General features: G+C 58.4%; 15 protein-coding genes and 1 pseudogene. 6 read left to right on the top strand and 10 right to left on the bottom strand.

The window, feature by feature from the left end:
• The first annotated feature begins 70 nt into the window (after nucleotides 1-70).
• Together dph2 and EGH23_RS03910 are read left to right on the top strand one after the other, a co-directional pair.
• Nucleotides 71-1,117 (top strand): diphthamide biosynthesis enzyme Dph2, encoded by a 1,047-nt coding sequence (gene dph2 / locus EGH23_RS03915; RefSeq protein WP_220578706.1) that lies wholly within the window; start codon nucleotides 71-73, stop codon nucleotides 1,115-1,117.
• 67 nt (nucleotides 1,118-1,184) lie between these two features.
• Complete coding sequence (locus EGH23_RS03910) at nucleotides 1,185-1,808, top strand: METTL5 family protein (RefSeq protein ID WP_220578705.1); 624 nt, start codon at nucleotides 1,185-1,187, stop codon at nucleotides 1,806-1,808.
• Between the two features lie 23 nt (nucleotides 1,809-1,831).
• On the opposite strand, the gene EGH23_RS03905 is transcribed toward EGH23_RS03910, so the two are convergent.
• The gene (locus EGH23_RS03905; RefSeq protein WP_220578704.1) at nucleotides 1,832-3,481 is read right to left on the bottom strand and encodes a rhomboid family intramembrane serine protease; all 1,650 of its coding nucleotides are present in this window, start codon (nucleotides 3,479-3,481) and stop codon (nucleotides 1,832-1,834) included.
• 85 nt (nucleotides 3,482-3,566) lie between these two features.
• Nucleotides 3,567-3,986, bottom strand: a complete 420-nt coding sequence (locus EGH23_RS03900) for a DoxX family protein (protein WP_220578703.1) — start codon at nucleotides 3,984-3,986, stop codon at nucleotides 3,567-3,569.
• Nucleotides 3,987-4,125: 139 nt separating this feature from the next.
• Between EGH23_RS03900 and EGH23_RS03895 the strand changes: the two genes are divergently transcribed.
• Both EGH23_RS03895 and EGH23_RS03890 read left to right on the top strand, forming a co-directional pair.
• The gene (locus tag EGH23_RS03895; protein ID WP_220578702.1) at nucleotides 4,126-4,476 is read left to right on the top strand and encodes a winged helix-turn-helix transcriptional regulator; all 351 of its coding nucleotides are present in this window, start codon (nucleotides 4,126-4,128) and stop codon (nucleotides 4,474-4,476) included.
• A gap of 70 nt (nucleotides 4,477-4,546) precedes the next feature.
• Nucleotides 4,547-4,873, top strand: a complete 327-nt coding sequence (locus tag EGH23_RS03890) for a DUF5789 family protein (protein ID WP_220578701.1) — start codon at nucleotides 4,547-4,549, stop codon at nucleotides 4,871-4,873.
• Here the strand turns inward: EGH23_RS03890 and aglJ are convergent.
• From aglJ to EGH23_RS03875, 3 genes and pseudogenes are all read right to left on the bottom strand, one after another.
• Nucleotides 4,870-5,952, bottom strand: a complete 1,083-nt coding sequence (gene aglJ, locus EGH23_RS03885; RefSeq protein ID WP_220578700.1) for an S-layer glycoprotein N-glycosyltransferase AglJ — start codon at nucleotides 5,950-5,952, stop codon at nucleotides 4,870-4,872. The two genes, EGH23_RS03890 and aglJ, sit on opposite strands and share 4 nt — an antisense overlap.
• A 244-nt stretch (nucleotides 5,953-6,196) precedes the next feature.
• The gene (locus tag EGH23_RS03880) at nucleotides 6,197-6,355 is read right to left on the bottom strand and encodes a hypothetical protein (RefSeq protein ID WP_220579237.1); all 159 of its coding nucleotides are present in this window, start codon (nucleotides 6,353-6,355) and stop codon (nucleotides 6,197-6,199) included.
• 838 nt (nucleotides 6,356-7,193) lie between these two features.
• Nucleotides 7,194-7,424, bottom strand: a pseudogene (locus EGH23_RS03875) (hypothetical protein); the annotation flags it as partial.
• 44 nt (nucleotides 7,425-7,468) lie between these two features.
• Between EGH23_RS03875 and EGH23_RS03870 the strand changes: the two are divergent.
• The gene (locus EGH23_RS03870; protein WP_220578699.1) at nucleotides 7,469-8,311 is read left to right on the top strand and encodes a TrmB family transcriptional regulator; all 843 of its coding nucleotides are present in this window, start codon (nucleotides 7,469-7,471) and stop codon (nucleotides 8,309-8,311) included.
• An 8-nt stretch (nucleotides 8,312-8,319) separates the two neighbouring features.
• Here EGH23_RS03870 and EGH23_RS03865 read toward each other — a convergent pair whose 3' ends face one another.
• Together EGH23_RS03865 and EGH23_RS03860 are read right to left on the bottom strand one after the other, a co-directional pair.
• A complete protein-coding gene (locus EGH23_RS03865) occupies nucleotides 8,320-9,744 on the bottom strand; it encodes an oligosaccharide flippase family protein (RefSeq protein ID WP_220578698.1) in 1,425 nt (474 codons plus the stop codon).
• 59 nt (nucleotides 9,745-9,803) lie between these two features.
• A complete protein-coding gene (locus tag EGH23_RS03860; RefSeq protein WP_220578697.1) occupies nucleotides 9,804-10,511 on the bottom strand; it encodes a polysaccharide deacetylase family protein in 708 nt (235 codons plus the stop codon).
• Nucleotides 10,512-10,730: 219 nt separating this feature from the next.
• On the opposite strand from EGH23_RS03860, the gene EGH23_RS03855 reads away from it, so the two are divergent.
• Complete coding sequence (locus EGH23_RS03855; RefSeq protein ID WP_220578696.1) at nucleotides 10,731-12,164, top strand: sulfatase family protein; 1,434 nt, start codon at nucleotides 10,731-10,733, stop codon at nucleotides 12,162-12,164.
• On the opposite strand, the gene EGH23_RS03850 is transcribed toward EGH23_RS03855, so the two are convergent.
• The 3 genes from EGH23_RS03850 to aglG form a co-directional block, all read right to left on the bottom strand.
• Nucleotides 12,161-13,249: a glycosyltransferase family protein gene (locus EGH23_RS03850; protein WP_220578695.1), complete on the bottom strand. Its 1,089-nt coding sequence runs from the start codon at nucleotides 13,247-13,249 to the stop codon at nucleotides 12,161-12,163. The genes EGH23_RS03855 and EGH23_RS03850 overlap by 4 nt on opposite strands.
• Nucleotides 13,250-13,334: 85 nt before the next feature.
• The gene (locus EGH23_RS03845; RefSeq protein ID WP_220578694.1) at nucleotides 13,335-14,327 is read right to left on the bottom strand and encodes a glycosyltransferase; all 993 of its coding nucleotides are present in this window, start codon (nucleotides 14,325-14,327) and stop codon (nucleotides 13,335-13,337) included.
• A 141-nt stretch (nucleotides 14,328-14,468) separates the two neighbouring features.
• Nucleotides 14,469-15,416 carry a glucosyl-dolichyl phosphate glucuronosyltransferase gene (gene aglG, locus EGH23_RS03840; RefSeq protein WP_220578693.1) on the bottom strand — a complete coding sequence of 316 codons (948 nt, stop codon included), beginning with the start codon at nucleotides 15,414-15,416 and terminating at the stop codon, nucleotides 14,469-14,471.
• Between the last annotated feature and the right edge of the window lie 57 nt (nucleotides 15,417-15,473).

Raw genomic sequence — 15,473 nt, 5'->3', positions numbered from 1 at the left:
ATGTATAGACCTGCCGGAACCCCACCCGGAAGCGCGGAGGTTTTACACCGCGAGGCAGTAAGCCGTCTCAATGAGCCAAGAGCGTACCGAGGGCGACCTCCGAAACACGGGCCTCTCGCTGAAGCACGACCGGGAGTGGGACTACGAGATCGACCGCATCGTCGAGGCGGTCGAGGAGCGCGACGCCGAGACGGTCGGGTTGCAGTTCCCCGAGGGACTCAAGCGGCGCGGCCCCGCCGTCACCGACGACCTGCGGGAGACGCTCCCGGACGACGTGCAGGTAATGATGTCGGGCCAGCCCTGTTACGGGGCCTGCGACCTCGACACCTACATGATGCGCCGAACCGACGTGTTCGTCCACTTCGGCCACTCCCCGATGAAGGAGTCTGACAAGATCATCTACGTCCCGCTGTTCTCGAACGTCGACGTCTTCCCGATGATGGAGCGGGCCACGGAGGAGAAGCTGGCGAGTCCGGACGAGGACCCCGACGTGGGCCTCGTGACGACCGCCCAGCACATGAACAAGTTCGACGAGATGCGCTCGTGGCTCGAGGAGCGGGGCTACGAGGTCCACGTCCGCAAGGGCGACGACCGCCTGACCCACGAGGGGCAGGTGCTCGGCTGTAACTACGCCAGCGCCGACGTCGACGCCGATCAGATCCTCTACGTCGGCGGCGGCAAGTTCCACCCGCTCGGCCTGGCGATGGAACACCCCGAGAAGAAGGTCGTCATCGCCGACCCGGTCAACAACGCCCTGACCATCGCCGACACGGAGCAGTTCATGAAACAGCGCTACGCGTCGGTCCACAAGGCGATGGACGCCGAACAGTGGGGCGTCATCTTCTGTACGAAAATCGGGCAGGGCCGCTGGGAGAAGGCCCAGGAGATCGTCGAGAACAACGACGACGCCTACCTCATCACGATGGACGAGGTGACGCCAGACCGCCTGACCAACTTCGGGATGGACGCCTACGTCAACACCGGCTGTCCGCGCATCACCACCGACGACGGCCCGCAGTTCAAGAAGCCGATGCTCACCCCCGGCGAGTACGAGATCGCCATCGGCGAGAAGCCGCTCGACTCGCTGGAGTTCGACACCTTCCACGGGACGTGGTGAGGATGAAGTACGAATAACTCCCAGGCATTCCCAAAGGTTTTTGCATGAATCTGGCGTATCCCCGCTGATGCCGACAAAGAGCGCCCTCGCCCAGCAACTCGCCGTCGTCGCCGGGTTCGACGACCCACGGGCAGACCTCGAACAGTACCGGACGCCTCCGGAACTGGCGGCACATCTCGTCCACACGGCGGACCTCCAAGGCGACGTTCAGGACCGCACTGTCGTCGATCTCGGATGCGGGACCGGCATGCTGGCGCTCGGTGCGGCGCTCAGGGGACCGGACACCGTCGTCGGCCTCGATATCGACCCCGCACCGCTCTCGACGGCCCGGAAGAACGAGCGCAAGGTCGGCTCGACCACCTCCGTCTCGTGGGTGCGCGCCGACGCGACGCGGGCCCCGCTCTGCCCGCCGGAGGAGACCACCGTCGTCATGAACCCGCCCTTCGGCGCGCAGTCGGGCAACGAACACGCCGACCGCGGCTTCCTCGAAACGGCCGCCGAGGTGTCGGAAGTCTCCTACTCCGTCCACAACGAGGGAAGCCGCGAGTTCGTCGAGTCCTTCGCCGCGGACAACGGCGGCGAGGTGACCCACGCCTTCGAAGCCGAGTTCGACCTCCCCCGCCAGTTCGACTTCCACGACCAGGAGTCGCAGGTCATCACCGCGGAAGTGTACCGCATCGTCTGGGACTAGCGGGGCATCATCGCCGCCCCTCGTCAGTTCCGCGGTTTCCGCTTCTCCGCGACGATCACGCGCGTCCCGTTCTCGCCCGCGTACAGCCGCGTCCGGTTGCGGTCGAACGTGAGGCCGCCGATGGTGCTGGCCGTCATATTCGCTGGAATAGGCCCCCGACCGATGGTCTGATTCCCGCGGCTGACCGCTATCTGGAATCCCGCGTCGCTCGGGCGAACCGTGACGTTCCTCTCGGCGATCGTGGCGTCGGCCGTCGACGGCGGCGACGTGAACGCCGTCCGACGCTCGCCGCCCTCGCGGCGGAGTTGGACCCGGTAGACGGTGTCGTTGCCCAGCACCGACCAGCCCGTGCGGTTGGCGTACACCGTCTCGCGCCAGCCCACGCCGCCGACGATCACGGGAACGCGCTCGTTCAGGGAGAGCCGGCCCTTCGGCACCGCCGCGATCCACACCTCCCGGTCGGCGTTGGCGACGACGACGCCGCTCTGGGAGACGTTGGTCTGGGCCTCGCCGATGCCGAACGGGGTCGGGATACCGCCGACGTAGGCGTCCCGGACGTTCTCGTCGTAGGTGACGACGTAGTCCCTGACTTCGACTCCGTCTTCGGGCACCTCGTCGGGACCGATCTGGACGAGGTTCGTCGGTACCGACGCCAGACAGAGCGCGCCGAGCGCGATCACTATGACGAGAGTCGCAATCGAGGGGCCGTGCCACTCGAAGCGAGGGAAGCGGCCGTCGAGCGGCCTCGTCCCGGCCGCGAGCAGGAGCGCGAGGAGGAAGACGAGTCCCGTGCCGAGCCACCGGTACAGCGTGAACCGGCCGCCGCCGACAGGGAGGTACACCGCCCAGAGACCGTTCGAGATGGCGAAGACGAGCGTGGCGAAGAACACGCCCGTCGGCCGCGGTCGCTCCTCGCGGGCCCGGAGGAGCATCCCGGCGACCACGACGCCCCCTAGCAGTCCGATGGCGTGGCCCTGGATGGCGATGTCGGCCCACCACGGCGTGATGTAGCGGGTCGCGCCGCCGACGGTCGGTTCGGGGTAGCGAAGCGCCGTGTAGACGAGGTCGACGATGCGGTTGGCGAGAAAGGCTCCGAGAAAGAGGAACGGGCGCGTGACGAGGGCGAACCCGGCGAGCGCGAACACCACGCCGGAGAAGCCGACGACGGGACCGATGGCGAAGACGCCGGTGAATACGCCGACGACGGCCATCGCCGCCGGAACCGCGAGGATCCGCGCGAACGGGTTCGTCGCGAGCGAGGAGAACGTCTGCGTGCCGCGCTCTCGCGGATAGTGGCCCCACACGTACTCGACGACGGTGCCGTAGACGAGCGTCGCCATGAGGTTCCCCGTGACGTGACCCTCCCCGGCGTGGGTGAAGGGGCCGGTCAACATACCGAGCGGGTAGAAGTACGACCACGTCCGGAACGGCGTCACCAGCGGCCGCGCGTGCCACCAGGCTCCCTGTACGAACCAGTAGATAGCGAGGACGCCCGCCATCGTCAGCAGCGTTCCCCACGGTATCCCGAACAGGAGGCGACGGCGGAGCGGATCCAGCAGTCGCCCGCCGGCGAGGCGACGCAGCGCGACCAGCGCGACGGCGACGGCGACCACGACGGCCAGCGGTCGGAACGGCACCGCGGCCGCCCACCCCCACAGCGACGACTGCATCATTCATCCACTCTCGGGACGGCGACGGCTTAGATGTGGCGACGATATCGGCGGCGGGAACGCGTTTGAGGCGCCGATGTCGACCCGGTTAGAACAGGCCCACGCCGACGCTGTAGGGCCACGACGTGCCCGCGAGCGTCAGGACGACGAGCGCGCCGCCCGCGAGTGCGACGTTCTTCAGGAACTGCGTCATCTCGTCCTGTTGCTGGTCTTCCGGGACGGCCCAGAAGTCGTGCATCGCCACCGCCGAGGCGACGAGGAAAACGGCGAGCGCGCCCGCCGCGACGACGGGGTACGCCCCCAAGATGACGAGCAGGCCGCTGAACACCAGTAACCCCCCGCTCCCGTACACCGCCGCCGCGGGCGCCGGCAGCCCCTTCGCCTCGGCGTAGGGGATCATCCCGCCGGCGTTCAGGAAGTGATTCAGCCCGGTGAACGCGAGGACGCCACCGAAGAGGAGCCGACCGAGCAGGAACAGTTCAGCCGACCCCGCAGTCTCGAACGCCATCAGCGCGGCACCTCGAGGGCGACAGTGGCAGTTTCGGCTCGGTTCGACCGCGCAGCGAGTTGTGGTTTCATCACGTTACTTGGTTCGGATGCGAACCTATATATCGATTCGCGGACATAGTCGATACCAGGTAACGTCGATGTCATCTGAAATCTTCTCCGAGGACGCGGCCGACGCCGAGGACGGCCCCTGCGCGCTGGTCGAATCGCTCGAACAGATCGGCTCGAAGTGGCGACTGGTCGTCCTCCACGAACTCCAGGGCGGCGAGCGCCGGTTCAACGAACTCAAGCGCGCGACGGACGCGAGCTCGCGGACGCTCTCGCGCGTCCTCGACGACTTACAGGAGATGGAGTTCGTCGAGCGGCGACTGGAGGAAGACGCCCCGGTCGCCACCTACTACAAGCTGACGCCGAAGGGCGAGTCGCTCTGTCCCGTCTTCGACGAGATCGAGTGCTGGGCCGGCGAGTGGCTGGCGGCGTGCGACGAGTGACGAACGAGCGTAACCGTCCGAGCGACCGAGAACACAGCCTTTTCCACCCGGTAGGTCGATAGAGGTACTGATGGGAGTACGGCCACCCGCAGACGACAACGACGACCCGGACGTCATCGAGTTCGGTATCGCGGCGCTAGACGCGACCCTATCGGACGCCGATATCGAGTACCCCGCTGACGAACGCGAGGTGCGCGAGCGGGTCGGGCACGTCGAGGTGCCGTACGACGCCGCCGGACACACGACGACCGTCGGCGAGGCTCTCGACGAGATCGACCTCGGGCGATTCGAGAACGAACAGGCGCTGTTGAACGCGCTCCACCCCGTGTTCGAGCGCAAGCGCGAAGCGACCGGCAACAGCATCCTCTCGCAGCTGCGCTCGCTGGTGCCGTTCTAGTTCTGCCGGTCGTTCGTCGTCACGGCGGTCCCCGTCTCGGTACGTTCGGCTTCCCCGCCTCCCTCTGCGTCCGCCGGGTCGGCAGTAGCGTCCGCATCGGCGCTCCCTACCGTCTCCGCCGGCGGCCCGGACTGACGTTCCGTGCCGACGCGGTTCGCGATGTCCTCGAGCCGCCGGGTCTGCTCTCTGTTGACGGTCACGATCATATCCGAGAGGACGCCGAACATCAGCAACTGGAGCCCCAGGATGATCGCGACGCCGCCGACCATCGCGATGACCTCGTGTGAGATGCTGTTGACGACGTAGTCGTAGACGACGAACATCCCCAGCAGGACGCCGAGACCGATGGAGCCGAACCCGACGCTGCCGAAGTAAAACAGGGGGTTGTTGGTCTTGGCCATCCGGTAGAGCGTGACGATGATCGTCGCACCGTCGCGGAACGGCCGGAGGTTCGTCTCGGACTCGTCGGGCCGCGGCCGGTAGGTGATGGGGACCACCGCCGTCGGGACGCCGTGTTTCACGCACTCGACGGCCATCTCCGTCTCGATGCCGAAGCCCTCCGAGTTGAGCGTGAGCCGTCGGAACGACTCGGCGGTGAACGCTCGGTACCCCGAGAGAATGTCCGAGAGGTAGCGACCGTGGATGACCGAGAAGGCCCAGTTGATGACGGTGTTGCCCGTCTGGTTGAGGCGGGTCATCGCGCCGGACCGCATGTCCGCGAAGCGGTTACCGATGACGTGCTCGGCCTGCCCCTCGAAGAGCGGTTCCAGCATCCGGTCGGCGTCCTCGGGCCGGTAGGTCATGTCGGCGTCGGCGAGCAACACGTACGGGGCGTCGATGTGCCGCTCGACGGCCTCGCGGACGGCCTGTCCCTTCCCCGAGCCCTCGCCGCCGACGGTCTGTTCGACGACGCGAGCGCCCGCCGCCGCCGCGAGGTCGCGCGTGTCGTCGCTCGACCCGCCGTCGATGACGAGGACGTTCTCGAACCCCGCCTCGCGGAACCCGGAGACGACGGCTTCGATGGTCTCCGATTCGTTGTAGGCGGGCAGGAGGACGCAGACGTCGTCGCGGTCGGCCATTGACCCAACGTCGGCCACGCGCACCCAAATAAATGCGGGTCCGCGCCTGGCCGTGTTCGGTTCGGCTGGAATAGAGAACGATGACAGTACAGACAGCCAGAAAGCTCCGGCCGCTCGATTTCCCGGGCTCGCTGTGGTCCTCACCGGTAGCTTCGGTCCTTATTTCGCCCGGGCTAATCGAGCGACCGACTCCTTTCATTCCCGCCCGTGTCGGACGTTCCGTCGACTACGAGAGACCGAACCCTCAGTCCGCGTTGTTCTCTCGCTGTTCGCTCAGGTGCTCCCAGATCTCCGTACAGCCACAGCCGTCTTCGACGCCGTCGAGGTGACCTTCGGGGTCGTCGGCAGCGTCGTCGATGTCGTCGTCCCGCTGTCCCCGTGCGGACTGTCGTTGGTTACTCACTCTGCGAGTAACTATCCACGTCAAATGATAAATACGTTCCGGCGACGGGGCCAAACAGGTTGACGACTCCGACTACCACAGCCAGAACTACACGGCCACATAGGTTTGCGGCGGGACGAAGAACGCGATGCGAGGCGAGGGCAACGGTCCTTGATAGAAGACAGGAGGCTAACTCCAACCTTGGTTAGACACCCCGCTAGTGGCGTCGATACCTGAATCGATTTCCCCTAGGAAGATATCCCTCTACGAGTGTCGGCTAAGCTCGAATCGAATCGGAAAACAGGGTGATAGGAGGCGATCATTGCGTGTTTGTCAACTCTCGGACGCATTTGACAGATTGAATTCAGCTTCCAAGGTTAGGGTAATCGATATACTGCGACAGACTTGGACGGTATCTCTAGCCGAAATCTACTAAATCTGTTATTATTTTCTCGCTGTGAGTCTGTTTATGTGTTTCCGTATCTATGAGAGAGCGCGTCTCAAGCGCCTATATACCGGGATTGAGCGGTCTCGAATCTGGTCTTTAGCTCAACGTCTGCTCCAGAATCAACTCGTTCTGAACTCTGTTTTGCCCCTTCTCTCTCGGTAATAGCGGGAGGATCTCCAAGGTTGGGTGAATACGGATTCGTGTAGATGTCTCAAAAACTTACAGAGTCGTACTCCGCGAAAACATCTGCCTTCTCTTAGCTGTGACGGCGATCTCATTGAGTGCCCACCCCAGATACGAGCGCTCTCATTCGGTGCCTAACTAACTATGTATCCGCTAGAACAACGAGACCCAGATGGAGAAACCGTACTCCGTGTAGAAACGGTAATTTCTGATTCATCTCTCACTTGGCTACTTCTGGAGATGAAGTAACCTACAGTTAGAGTGACTCTCGGTGGCACTATATAGTCTGGACCACCTCAGCTGGCGTCCGTCGAGCACTTGAGTAGGTTGTTCGTGGTTGAAGTGGTGTTTGAAGCGTCGTAACTACTATCTCACGCTGGATTAACTGCCCCTCCAGCAGGAGTGAAAGCGGTCGATGCGCATGCTCACAGTCTGGAACCATTTTTCGATGCGGTTCCGGCGGTCCCCACGCGTTTTACGTACCGGGAGGTGAACCACTCCGTATGGCCGATGCGTCCGACGTGTTCGACCGCGTTGGGCTAACCGAGTACGAGACGACGGCGTTGGAGGAACTCCTCTCGCTGGGCCGGACGACCGCGCCGAACCTCGCGGAGGCCAGCGGCATCCCGAAGGCCCGCGTCTACGGCGTCCTCGATTCGCTCGCCGACCGCGGGTTCATCAAGGTGATTCCGGGCCGACCCAAGGAGTACCAACCCAAATCGCCGGCCGAGATCCTCGACCGTGCCGTCGAGAACAGGCGGCAGTCCTTCGAGGGCTTCGCCAGCGACGTCGAAGAGTACCGGGAGGCCTTCCTCTCGGAGTACCGCCCCCGTTACGAGCGGGCGAGCGAGGACATCTCGCCGACGGCCGAACTGTTTCACGTCGTCGACGTCGGCGACCCGAGCGAGCGGGAGACGCGCCGCCTCTACGACCGCGCCGGCGAGACGCTGCGAGTCATCACCAACAGTTTCGCCTACCTCGACAGCGTCGACCGGGCGCTCGCCGATGCGGTGGAACGCGATGTCGACGTCGCTGTCCTCTTTCTCGACCCGGAGAAGCTACCCCCGGAGAAGGCCGCGGTGCAAGCAGAGGTGGTGGCGCGACTGACCGACGAGTTCCCTGAGGTAGCGGTCCGCTTCAGCACCGAGAAACTCCCCTGGCGCGGGACCCTGGTGGACCCGAGCATGGACTACGACAGCGGCGAGGCGATACTGCTCGTTGAGGAACCCGACGTGCCGAACCACATGCGACAGGCCGCGCTGACCGATAACGGGTCGTTCGTCGCGGGGATGCAGCGGTACTTCGATTTAGTGTGGGAGTACGAGAGTAATCCTCCGGCCTATTAACTCGCTGTTTATACCGGTGCATTGTCCCGTATTGTCTCGCGAAATTGACCAGATAACCCTATTAGCGATAGGAAGTATACGGCTGCCCCGATGATTACCAGCGTGAGAGCCTGTAGTATTACCAATGGGACGATCGCGACGACAGTCGATTCAATAAAAAAGACGACCCCACCCATCGTGCCAGCGGCCCCCCACTGCCGGAGATACTCGCTTAGCGGTATTTCGAACGAAACCAGCCGCTGTAATGCGATATAAGCGGCGACGAGTCCGACGGCCGCAGCGACGGTGGTCGCGATGGCGGCTCCTATCCATCCATATAACCACACGAGGACAACGTTTAGTGCAATATTGCATCCCACGAATACGAGATTGACGCGGAAAGCGATATTTGGAAAATCGAGCGCATTTATTGAGGTTACGAGTTGTGCCTCGTAAGCATATATCAACCGAGCTAAGACCAGCAGCGGCAATACAGTAGTCGCGCTAGTAAACTCAGATCCATAGATCGCCAGAACATGCTCGCCGATAAATATGACGCCAACCAACCCTGGGATTAAAAACAGCCCAACATACGTCATACCGTCAGTTATGAGGTTACCTGCTTCTAGCCGGTTTTCTCTACTACCTAGCTCACTAATTGCTGGAAATAGTGACTTTGTTACCGAGTCGCCAAATATAGCCAATAGTGAAGCCAAATTCCAGGCCACTTCGTAATAGCCGATGAGGTTAGCGCCAACGAAGAGGCCAAGGACTACTGTATCGAGCGCTGAAAAGGCACGTTCCTCAATACCCGAGAGCCAAGCATAACGAGAGAACGAGGTAACGTTCCGAAAATCTTCTCGGGTCGGACGTCGTAACCGACTAGAAATCATCGCGAGTCCCGCCAGAGAAGCGACGGCACCACCGGCGATGTAACCCCAAACGAGTCCGGCTATTCCCCCTCCGAGTAGTCCAACAAACACAACCGCTAGCTGGACACCACTTCGGATTACACGGTCAAGCGGAGATAGAACGGCCGCAAGGTGGACTTTCTGCTCTCCCCGTAAAATCGCTTTGACGGTCGAAAACAACAAAAGCGCCAGAAGTCCAATGATGAGCAGTCCCGTACCTTGAAACCCTAGGTAGCTATCGACCCAATTATGAAACAACAAAACAAGCATCGAAACGAAAATGAAAATGAACAGTTGAACTAGAAGTGCAGCGCTGAGCACCGGTCCGCTTTCCCCGATCTCGCTCAAACGTTTCGCAATCGTCTGCTGAGTCCCAGCACCAACGCCAGTCTTCAACCAAATAAGGACTGCCGCAAATAACGCATAAGAACCCAGTACCGCCCCTCCTAATTCCTGCGCAATGTAGACCGTGGCGACAAATCCAGCAACCGACGCAATAAGTTGCGAGCCGAAATGTACCACTGATGTCTGGCCGATTCGCACAGTTGCATCGGCTGACCCCACCGGTATAAGCACATCGGAACTGGCTGCTCTCAACTACTTTATGATGAGTTCACTCGTCTCGCGAGTTGTCTAAGCCGAGCGGAGATATCAGTCACCTCAAAGCTAACAGTAGGTGGTGATAAACATGTATCAATTCGAGGTATTTGATATCGTTCTTGGTTCGTCTTGAGTAACTCCGGCACGGATGTTACTGCTAACTCGTGAGTTTCAGTAACAATTTCCTGCGCACGGTCGTCCATACTACCGTATGGATAACTGAACTGTTGTATTGACGTACCGAGTATTTGTTCTAGCTCTCGTTTCCCTCTGTGTATTTCCTCGGCTATCGACTGTTGATCACTTAGATTTTGTAGGTCAGGATGGCTGTACGTGTGATTTCCAATCGTAAATAGGTCATCCTCACTCAATTGACGGAGCTGCCCTGTAGTCAGCATAGTATCGCGACTATTTGTAGGTATATTGTGACGTTCGTTAAAAATGGCCAGATTCTTGCCGTCAAGAAACGCTGGTGAGACGAACAGCGTCGCAGGGACGTCAAACTCTCGAAGGATGGGGACTGCAGTTGAATACACATTCTGGAAGCCATCATCAAACGTGACAGCGATTCGCTTAGTATCTGCAACCGGTTCGTCGACAAGTGTCGCAAGATCGACGAGTTCAAACCGCTTGTCTAGTTCTTGAATCTGCGCTCGGAAATCCTCAGCAGAAAGATCCCATTTGTAGTCAATCCCAGGGAGGCCACCCACAGAGTGGTAGAGCAGGACAGCGTCTCGACCATGGTCAAATGCGGCGAACCCAGTAATCCAGTCTAATCTTGCGAGTGCTCGCCAGGGTCTCGGTCGAGACTCAGGATATCTATCAGCGGTCCCGAACATTATACGTAACATTAAGAGGGAATCGCGTATAAAACGTGCTGAACTCTGGAATCCAAACGATACTAATCCTTGGCCGAGAAAGAGAATCGTATGAACGTAATCGTTGTCGTTATCGATGCACTCAGATCCTCTGACGTGGGATGTCTCGGACGAAAAGACGATACGACCCCGAATATCGATCGTCTAGCTGAAGAGTCGCTCGTTTTCGAGCACGCATTTTCGATGTCCAACTATACCGACGTCTGTATGTCTAATATACTCTCAGGCAAGATGCCTCGCGAACACGGAGTAACGCATCACGGCACGGCTCACACGAAAGCGAACTTACGCCGTATCGAAGAGCGATCACCGACGTTTTTGCCGGAACTCCTTCAAGAGAACGGCTACGAAACAATTGGTGTTGATTGGATGGGACGGTGGCATGAATGGGGATACGACACATACGGCTTGGATAACGACGACGGAAACGATGAACAGTCGGCACCTGAAGCCGTTGTTAACCGGATTAAAGATATCGTCATTGAGCTACCGGAGCCATTACTCGCTCCGATTATGAAACAGTATTATCGATGGATGGGATATAATGACTTCAGAGTTAACTGCGAGGAACTAACAGATATTGCTCTTGACCGGATACAAGACGCTGACAACCCATTTTTCACGTTGCTGCACTACTGGGATGTCCACCCGCCATATCTACCGCCGGACGAATACAAACAGTTTAGCTACGAGGGTGAAGACGAACCATTATCTAAATACTTCGGAAGTGACGCTAAAGGCCCGCTGGCAGCTGAGTATCAGCCTTATGCACGTGGCGAGCGTACTACTATCGCTGATAGCAAGGAAGCCTACGACGGAGCCATCTCCTGGGTCGATGAGCAGTTTGGTCGGCTGCTCGCTCACCTTCGCGAACAGGAGATACTGGATGAAACTATGGTCGTTGTCACAGCGGACCACGGTCATAACTTCGGCGAGCATGGTATCTTCTCAGACAACTGCGGACTGTACGACACGTCTATCCACGTACCGCTGATTGTACATGATCCCCGACGTGAACATCAGCGTATCAAAGGAATCGTTCAGCACGCAGATATTGTTCCGACGATATGTGAATTCGCTGATATTGAGGTTCCAGATGATCTCCGAGGAAACATACTGCCGGCAACCCGCCAATACGCTTTCGCCGAAACCATCGGGCAACGCATGCAGATGGTTAGAACCGACAGATGGAAGCTCATCGTACCGAACGATATCACGTATCTTCAAGAGCAGTACTGGTACAATGGAGACGGAAGCGTTGAGCTCTATGACCTCGAAACAGACCCGACTGAGTCCGAAGACATTTCTGATGACCACCCAGAGATAGTTGAACGACTACGAGGAACACTTGAAGAGGAACTTGAAACACAAGAGCAAATAGCAAAAGCCGGCGCTGGGCGATCCGCTGAAATCAATGACGAATCTATGGACGAAATCAAGTCCCAACTGAGCGCTCTCGGTTACGCGGATGACGACAACGTCTAGACGATACGTTCTAATTCCTTAACATAAGCCGAATTACTCTCGGCGCGAGAAAACTGTCGGCGCTGTTTTGCTGTTGCCCTATAGGTGAAGTTCCCTGTTCGGATACGGTCAATAGCGTCACTAACTCCCTCGGTATCTCCTGGTCTGACGACAATTCCGAAACCATGGTTGCGGATTACTTCTGCTATCCGAAATGTAGGGTCCACAATAGCTAAAATCGGTTGCCCAGCACCGATGTAGTCGTATATCTTTGAAGGCAGGTTCCGTCGATTCCGTGGGTCGTCTCCTCCAATGTACAATAGTATGTCGGATCCTTTTAGATGGCTAATGACCTCCTCATGAGGAATAAACGGCTGTGGCGATACGTACTTGGCCACTTCGGCTTCTTCAGCGGCGGCTGCGTATTCTTCCTGCCAGTCGCCGTAGAACCGGGCTGTAATATCTGACGTAGCCGTTTCCCTATTACAGTACTCGGCTAATCCTTTGATAAACGTGTATGGTTCTATCCACCCCTCGTAAAATGAACCAGCATAGGAAATAGTAAAATTCTCCCAAGCGGTCGGTTCCGTGTCTTCAAATTTCTTCGTCTCATAACCAATCGGAGGTAACTTCCTACAGATGGTTGATGAAACGTCCGGATAAGTATTCTCAAAGTAGTTATCCGGAATCTGAATACCATCGTACCAAATGACCCTATCAGCATGCGTGAGAATATATCGCTCCAAAAGTTGCCGGAGTCTGGTGGCGAACCCGTCGTTCGGAACATCCGGATTCGCAACTAACGGATCCCGGAATTCCGCAAGCCAAGGCGTCTTAGTGACCCGCGCAGCGATAGCACCCGCAACTTGGAGATGTGGCGGGTTGCTTATGGAATTAATGACATCAGCGTCACGTGCCAACTGAATACATTTGAGGGTCCCGATTGGGAGCCCGGTCATCGACGGCTCAACGTATCCGATTTTCATGTCCCATCCCTGTTCGGTAAGGAGTCGGGAACGTGTTTTGAGTTTCTCTGCCCTCCCAGCGTTTTCGTCGCATCGGCGGTTTGAAACAACTAAGACAGTTTGTATATCATTTGAACTCATCTATCTTGTGAGATATTTGTTGTCCAAACTATGTTTCCAATGAACTGGACCCAAGGATTTGTATTTGGTGTCATGATAAATTGATTTACTCTGCTAAACTCTCCCGAAGTACTTTCGCGTAGTCGGAAGCAATTTGCTCCCAACTGTACTCAGCAGCAAGGGCTTGAAATTCGTCAATTCTTTTTATATCAGAGGCAACAGCTCGTTGAATCGCATGGGCGATAGACTTAGTGTCGTTTTCACAGAACTCAACCATACCTTCAAACTTCTGTCGAGCCTGACCGGATAGCTGGACGGTTGGTAATCTCGCAGCCCCGTACTCTAAAACCTTTAGCGTGTGTGGGTCGTTAACAAGGCTGACCCCAACATCAGCGACCTGCAAGTATCCCGGAACGTGGTCATGGGGAACAGTCCCCAAATAGACTATTTTCGGTTCATTCTCTGCGGCGGTGATAACGAAGTCTTCTAATGACCCAGAACCGAGGATAACGAGTGACCAATTATTCAAGTAGCTGACGCTCTCAACGAGTTTCCTTATGTGGTAGATCGGTTCAAGTCCACCGATATAGATAGCGACGTTTTCCTCAAGTTGCTTCTCAGCCAACTGTGACTGAGCGACTTCAACGATACTTGAATCGGGATGAGCAAAGCGTTCATATTCGACGCCAAGATTTGTCTGACTGAACGCTGGAGCTCGTTGGCTAATCCGTTCCTTTTCTTCGGAGTAAACGTATAACGTATGTTCAGAGCGGCGAAAAGCCAAATTTTCCATTCGTTCAACCACCTTAGCAATTGGCCACCAATCGGTTTCAGCGAGCTGTTGGATGGGGTCAACGTGGTCAACTACTAGTGGACTACCAGTGAGGATTGATAGTGCGCAACCAAATATCGCGCCAGCGCGTGTTGTCCCAATTATAATATCATGTCTCTGAGAGGATAATGACTCATAGAGGACAGTTGGCCTGCCTGCCCGCATCTCAATCTCGAATCCATTCGATTCAAGATGCGAAGCGATACGTTGACGGCCTACGCTGATATTTGCGGGCTTTTTCGGTGTCAACCAGAGAACGCGGATCATATGCTACTGTAGTTAGACAGATCTCGATTCTGAAGTCTGATTAAAAACTCCATGTTGACTAGTTAGCTGAAGTGCGCGGGATCTTTTCTCTGATTGAAACGGAAATAAATATGCTGGTACTGCTCATGGATGCATAGGGTACTAGCCCCAAGTACATCTTCCATATAAGTATCCTACGCCGACTGCGCCGGTCAACACGAATAGAAAGACGAGTTGCAAGACCGCACTCACCGACGGTGAACGAACGATTCCGCGAAGCCGGTCGGGCACGAACGTGAACAGCAGGTCGCCGAGGAAGTCCGACTCGTCACCGGTCGATTCGGGGACGAACACTTCCATTCCGCGCTTGGAGTAGCCCTGCCAGAACGCCCGGTCGACGAGCCAGCCGGGGTCGGTTCGGTAGTCGAACACCTTGTGCGCGACGAGGGCGTCGGGGACGTAGTAGACGCCGCTGTCGTACTCGCGCTGGAGTCGAGCGCACAGTTCCGTCTCGCCGCCCTGCAGGTTCTTCTCGCCCGTTCGACCGCCGATGTCGTCTTCGAACCCGCCAAGCTCGAGGAAGGCGTCGCGCCGAAAGGAGATGTTCGAGCCGAAGGTGTTGCGGACCTCGCCCGCTTTTTCGGGGTCGCCGTCCGGACCGAACCCGCGGTGCGTGACGCCGACGAGCCAGTAGAACTCGTCGGGGAGGAAGGCGGGTTTGCCGGCGACCCACGCCGGGACCATCCGCCCGCCGACGGCCAGCACGTCCTCGTCCGCGTCGTCGCGCTGGTACCCGGCGACGAGTCTCTCGATCCAGTCCTCGGCGGCGACGGCGTCGTCGTCGATAAAGGCCACCACCTCCCCCGTCGCCAACTCGGCACCGTTGTTTCGGCTCTCCAGTAAGCCGACGTTCTCGTCGTTGCAGTGGACGATGACGCCCTCTCGGTCGCCGAAGTCGGTTTCGAAACGGTCGGCGACGGCCTCGCTCCCGTCGGAGACGAGGACGAGTTCGACGTTCTCGTGGGTCTGTGAGAGGACGCTCTCGGCCGCCGCCCGGCAGTCGTCGTACCGCTCTATCGTATGCGTACACAGGACGACCGAGACGCGCATGCACGCAGGTGCACGACGGCCGCTGTTAGGCGTTTCCATCCTGCGTCCGGTTGAGGT

The organism is Haloarcula nitratireducens, assembly GCF_019599505.1.
The sequence above is the reverse complement of the archived record's forward strand: the minus strand, read 5'-3'. Positions and strand labels throughout refer to the sequence as shown.

Excerpts from the sequence above, each read along its gene's own strand:
- dph2 (WP_220578706.1), top strand. The coding sequence starts at position 71 with ATGAGCCAAGAGCGTACCGAGGGCGACCTCCGAAACACGGGCCTCTCG.
- EGH23_RS03910 (WP_220578705.1), top strand. The coding sequence starts at position 1,185 with ATGCCGACAAAGAGCGCCCTCGCCCAGCAACTCGCCGTCGTCGCCGGG.
- EGH23_RS03905 (WP_220578704.1), bottom strand. The coding sequence starts at position 3,481 with ATGATGCAGTCGTCGCTGTGGGGGTGGGCGGCCGCGGTGCCGTTCCGA.
- EGH23_RS03900 (WP_220578703.1), bottom strand. The coding sequence starts at position 3,986 with ATGGCGTTCGAGACTGCGGGGTCGGCTGAACTGTTCCTGCTCGGTCGG.
- EGH23_RS03895 (WP_220578702.1), top strand. The coding sequence starts at position 4,126 with ATGTCATCTGAAATCTTCTCCGAGGACGCGGCCGACGCCGAGGACGGC.
- EGH23_RS03890 (WP_220578701.1), top strand. The coding sequence starts at position 4,547 with ATGGGAGTACGGCCACCCGCAGACGACAACGACGACCCGGACGTCATC.
- aglJ (WP_220578700.1), bottom strand. The coding sequence starts at position 5,952 with ATGGCCGACCGCGACGACGTCTGCGTCCTCCTGCCCGCCTACAACGAA.
- EGH23_RS03870 (WP_220578699.1), top strand. The coding sequence starts at position 7,469 with ATGGCCGATGCGTCCGACGTGTTCGACCGCGTTGGGCTAACCGAGTAC.
- EGH23_RS03855 (WP_220578696.1), top strand. The coding sequence starts at position 10,731 with ATGAACGTAATCGTTGTCGTTATCGATGCACTCAGATCCTCTGACGTG.
- EGH23_RS03850 (WP_220578695.1), bottom strand. The coding sequence starts at position 13,249 with ATGAGTTCAAATGATATACAAACTGTCTTAGTTGTTTCAAACCGCCGA.
- EGH23_RS03845 (WP_220578694.1), bottom strand. The coding sequence starts at position 14,327 with ATGATCCGCGTTCTCTGGTTGACACCGAAAAAGCCCGCAAATATCAGC.
- aglG (WP_220578693.1), bottom strand. The coding sequence starts at position 15,416 with ATGCGCGTCTCGGTCGTCCTGTGTACGCATACGATAGAGCGGTACGAC.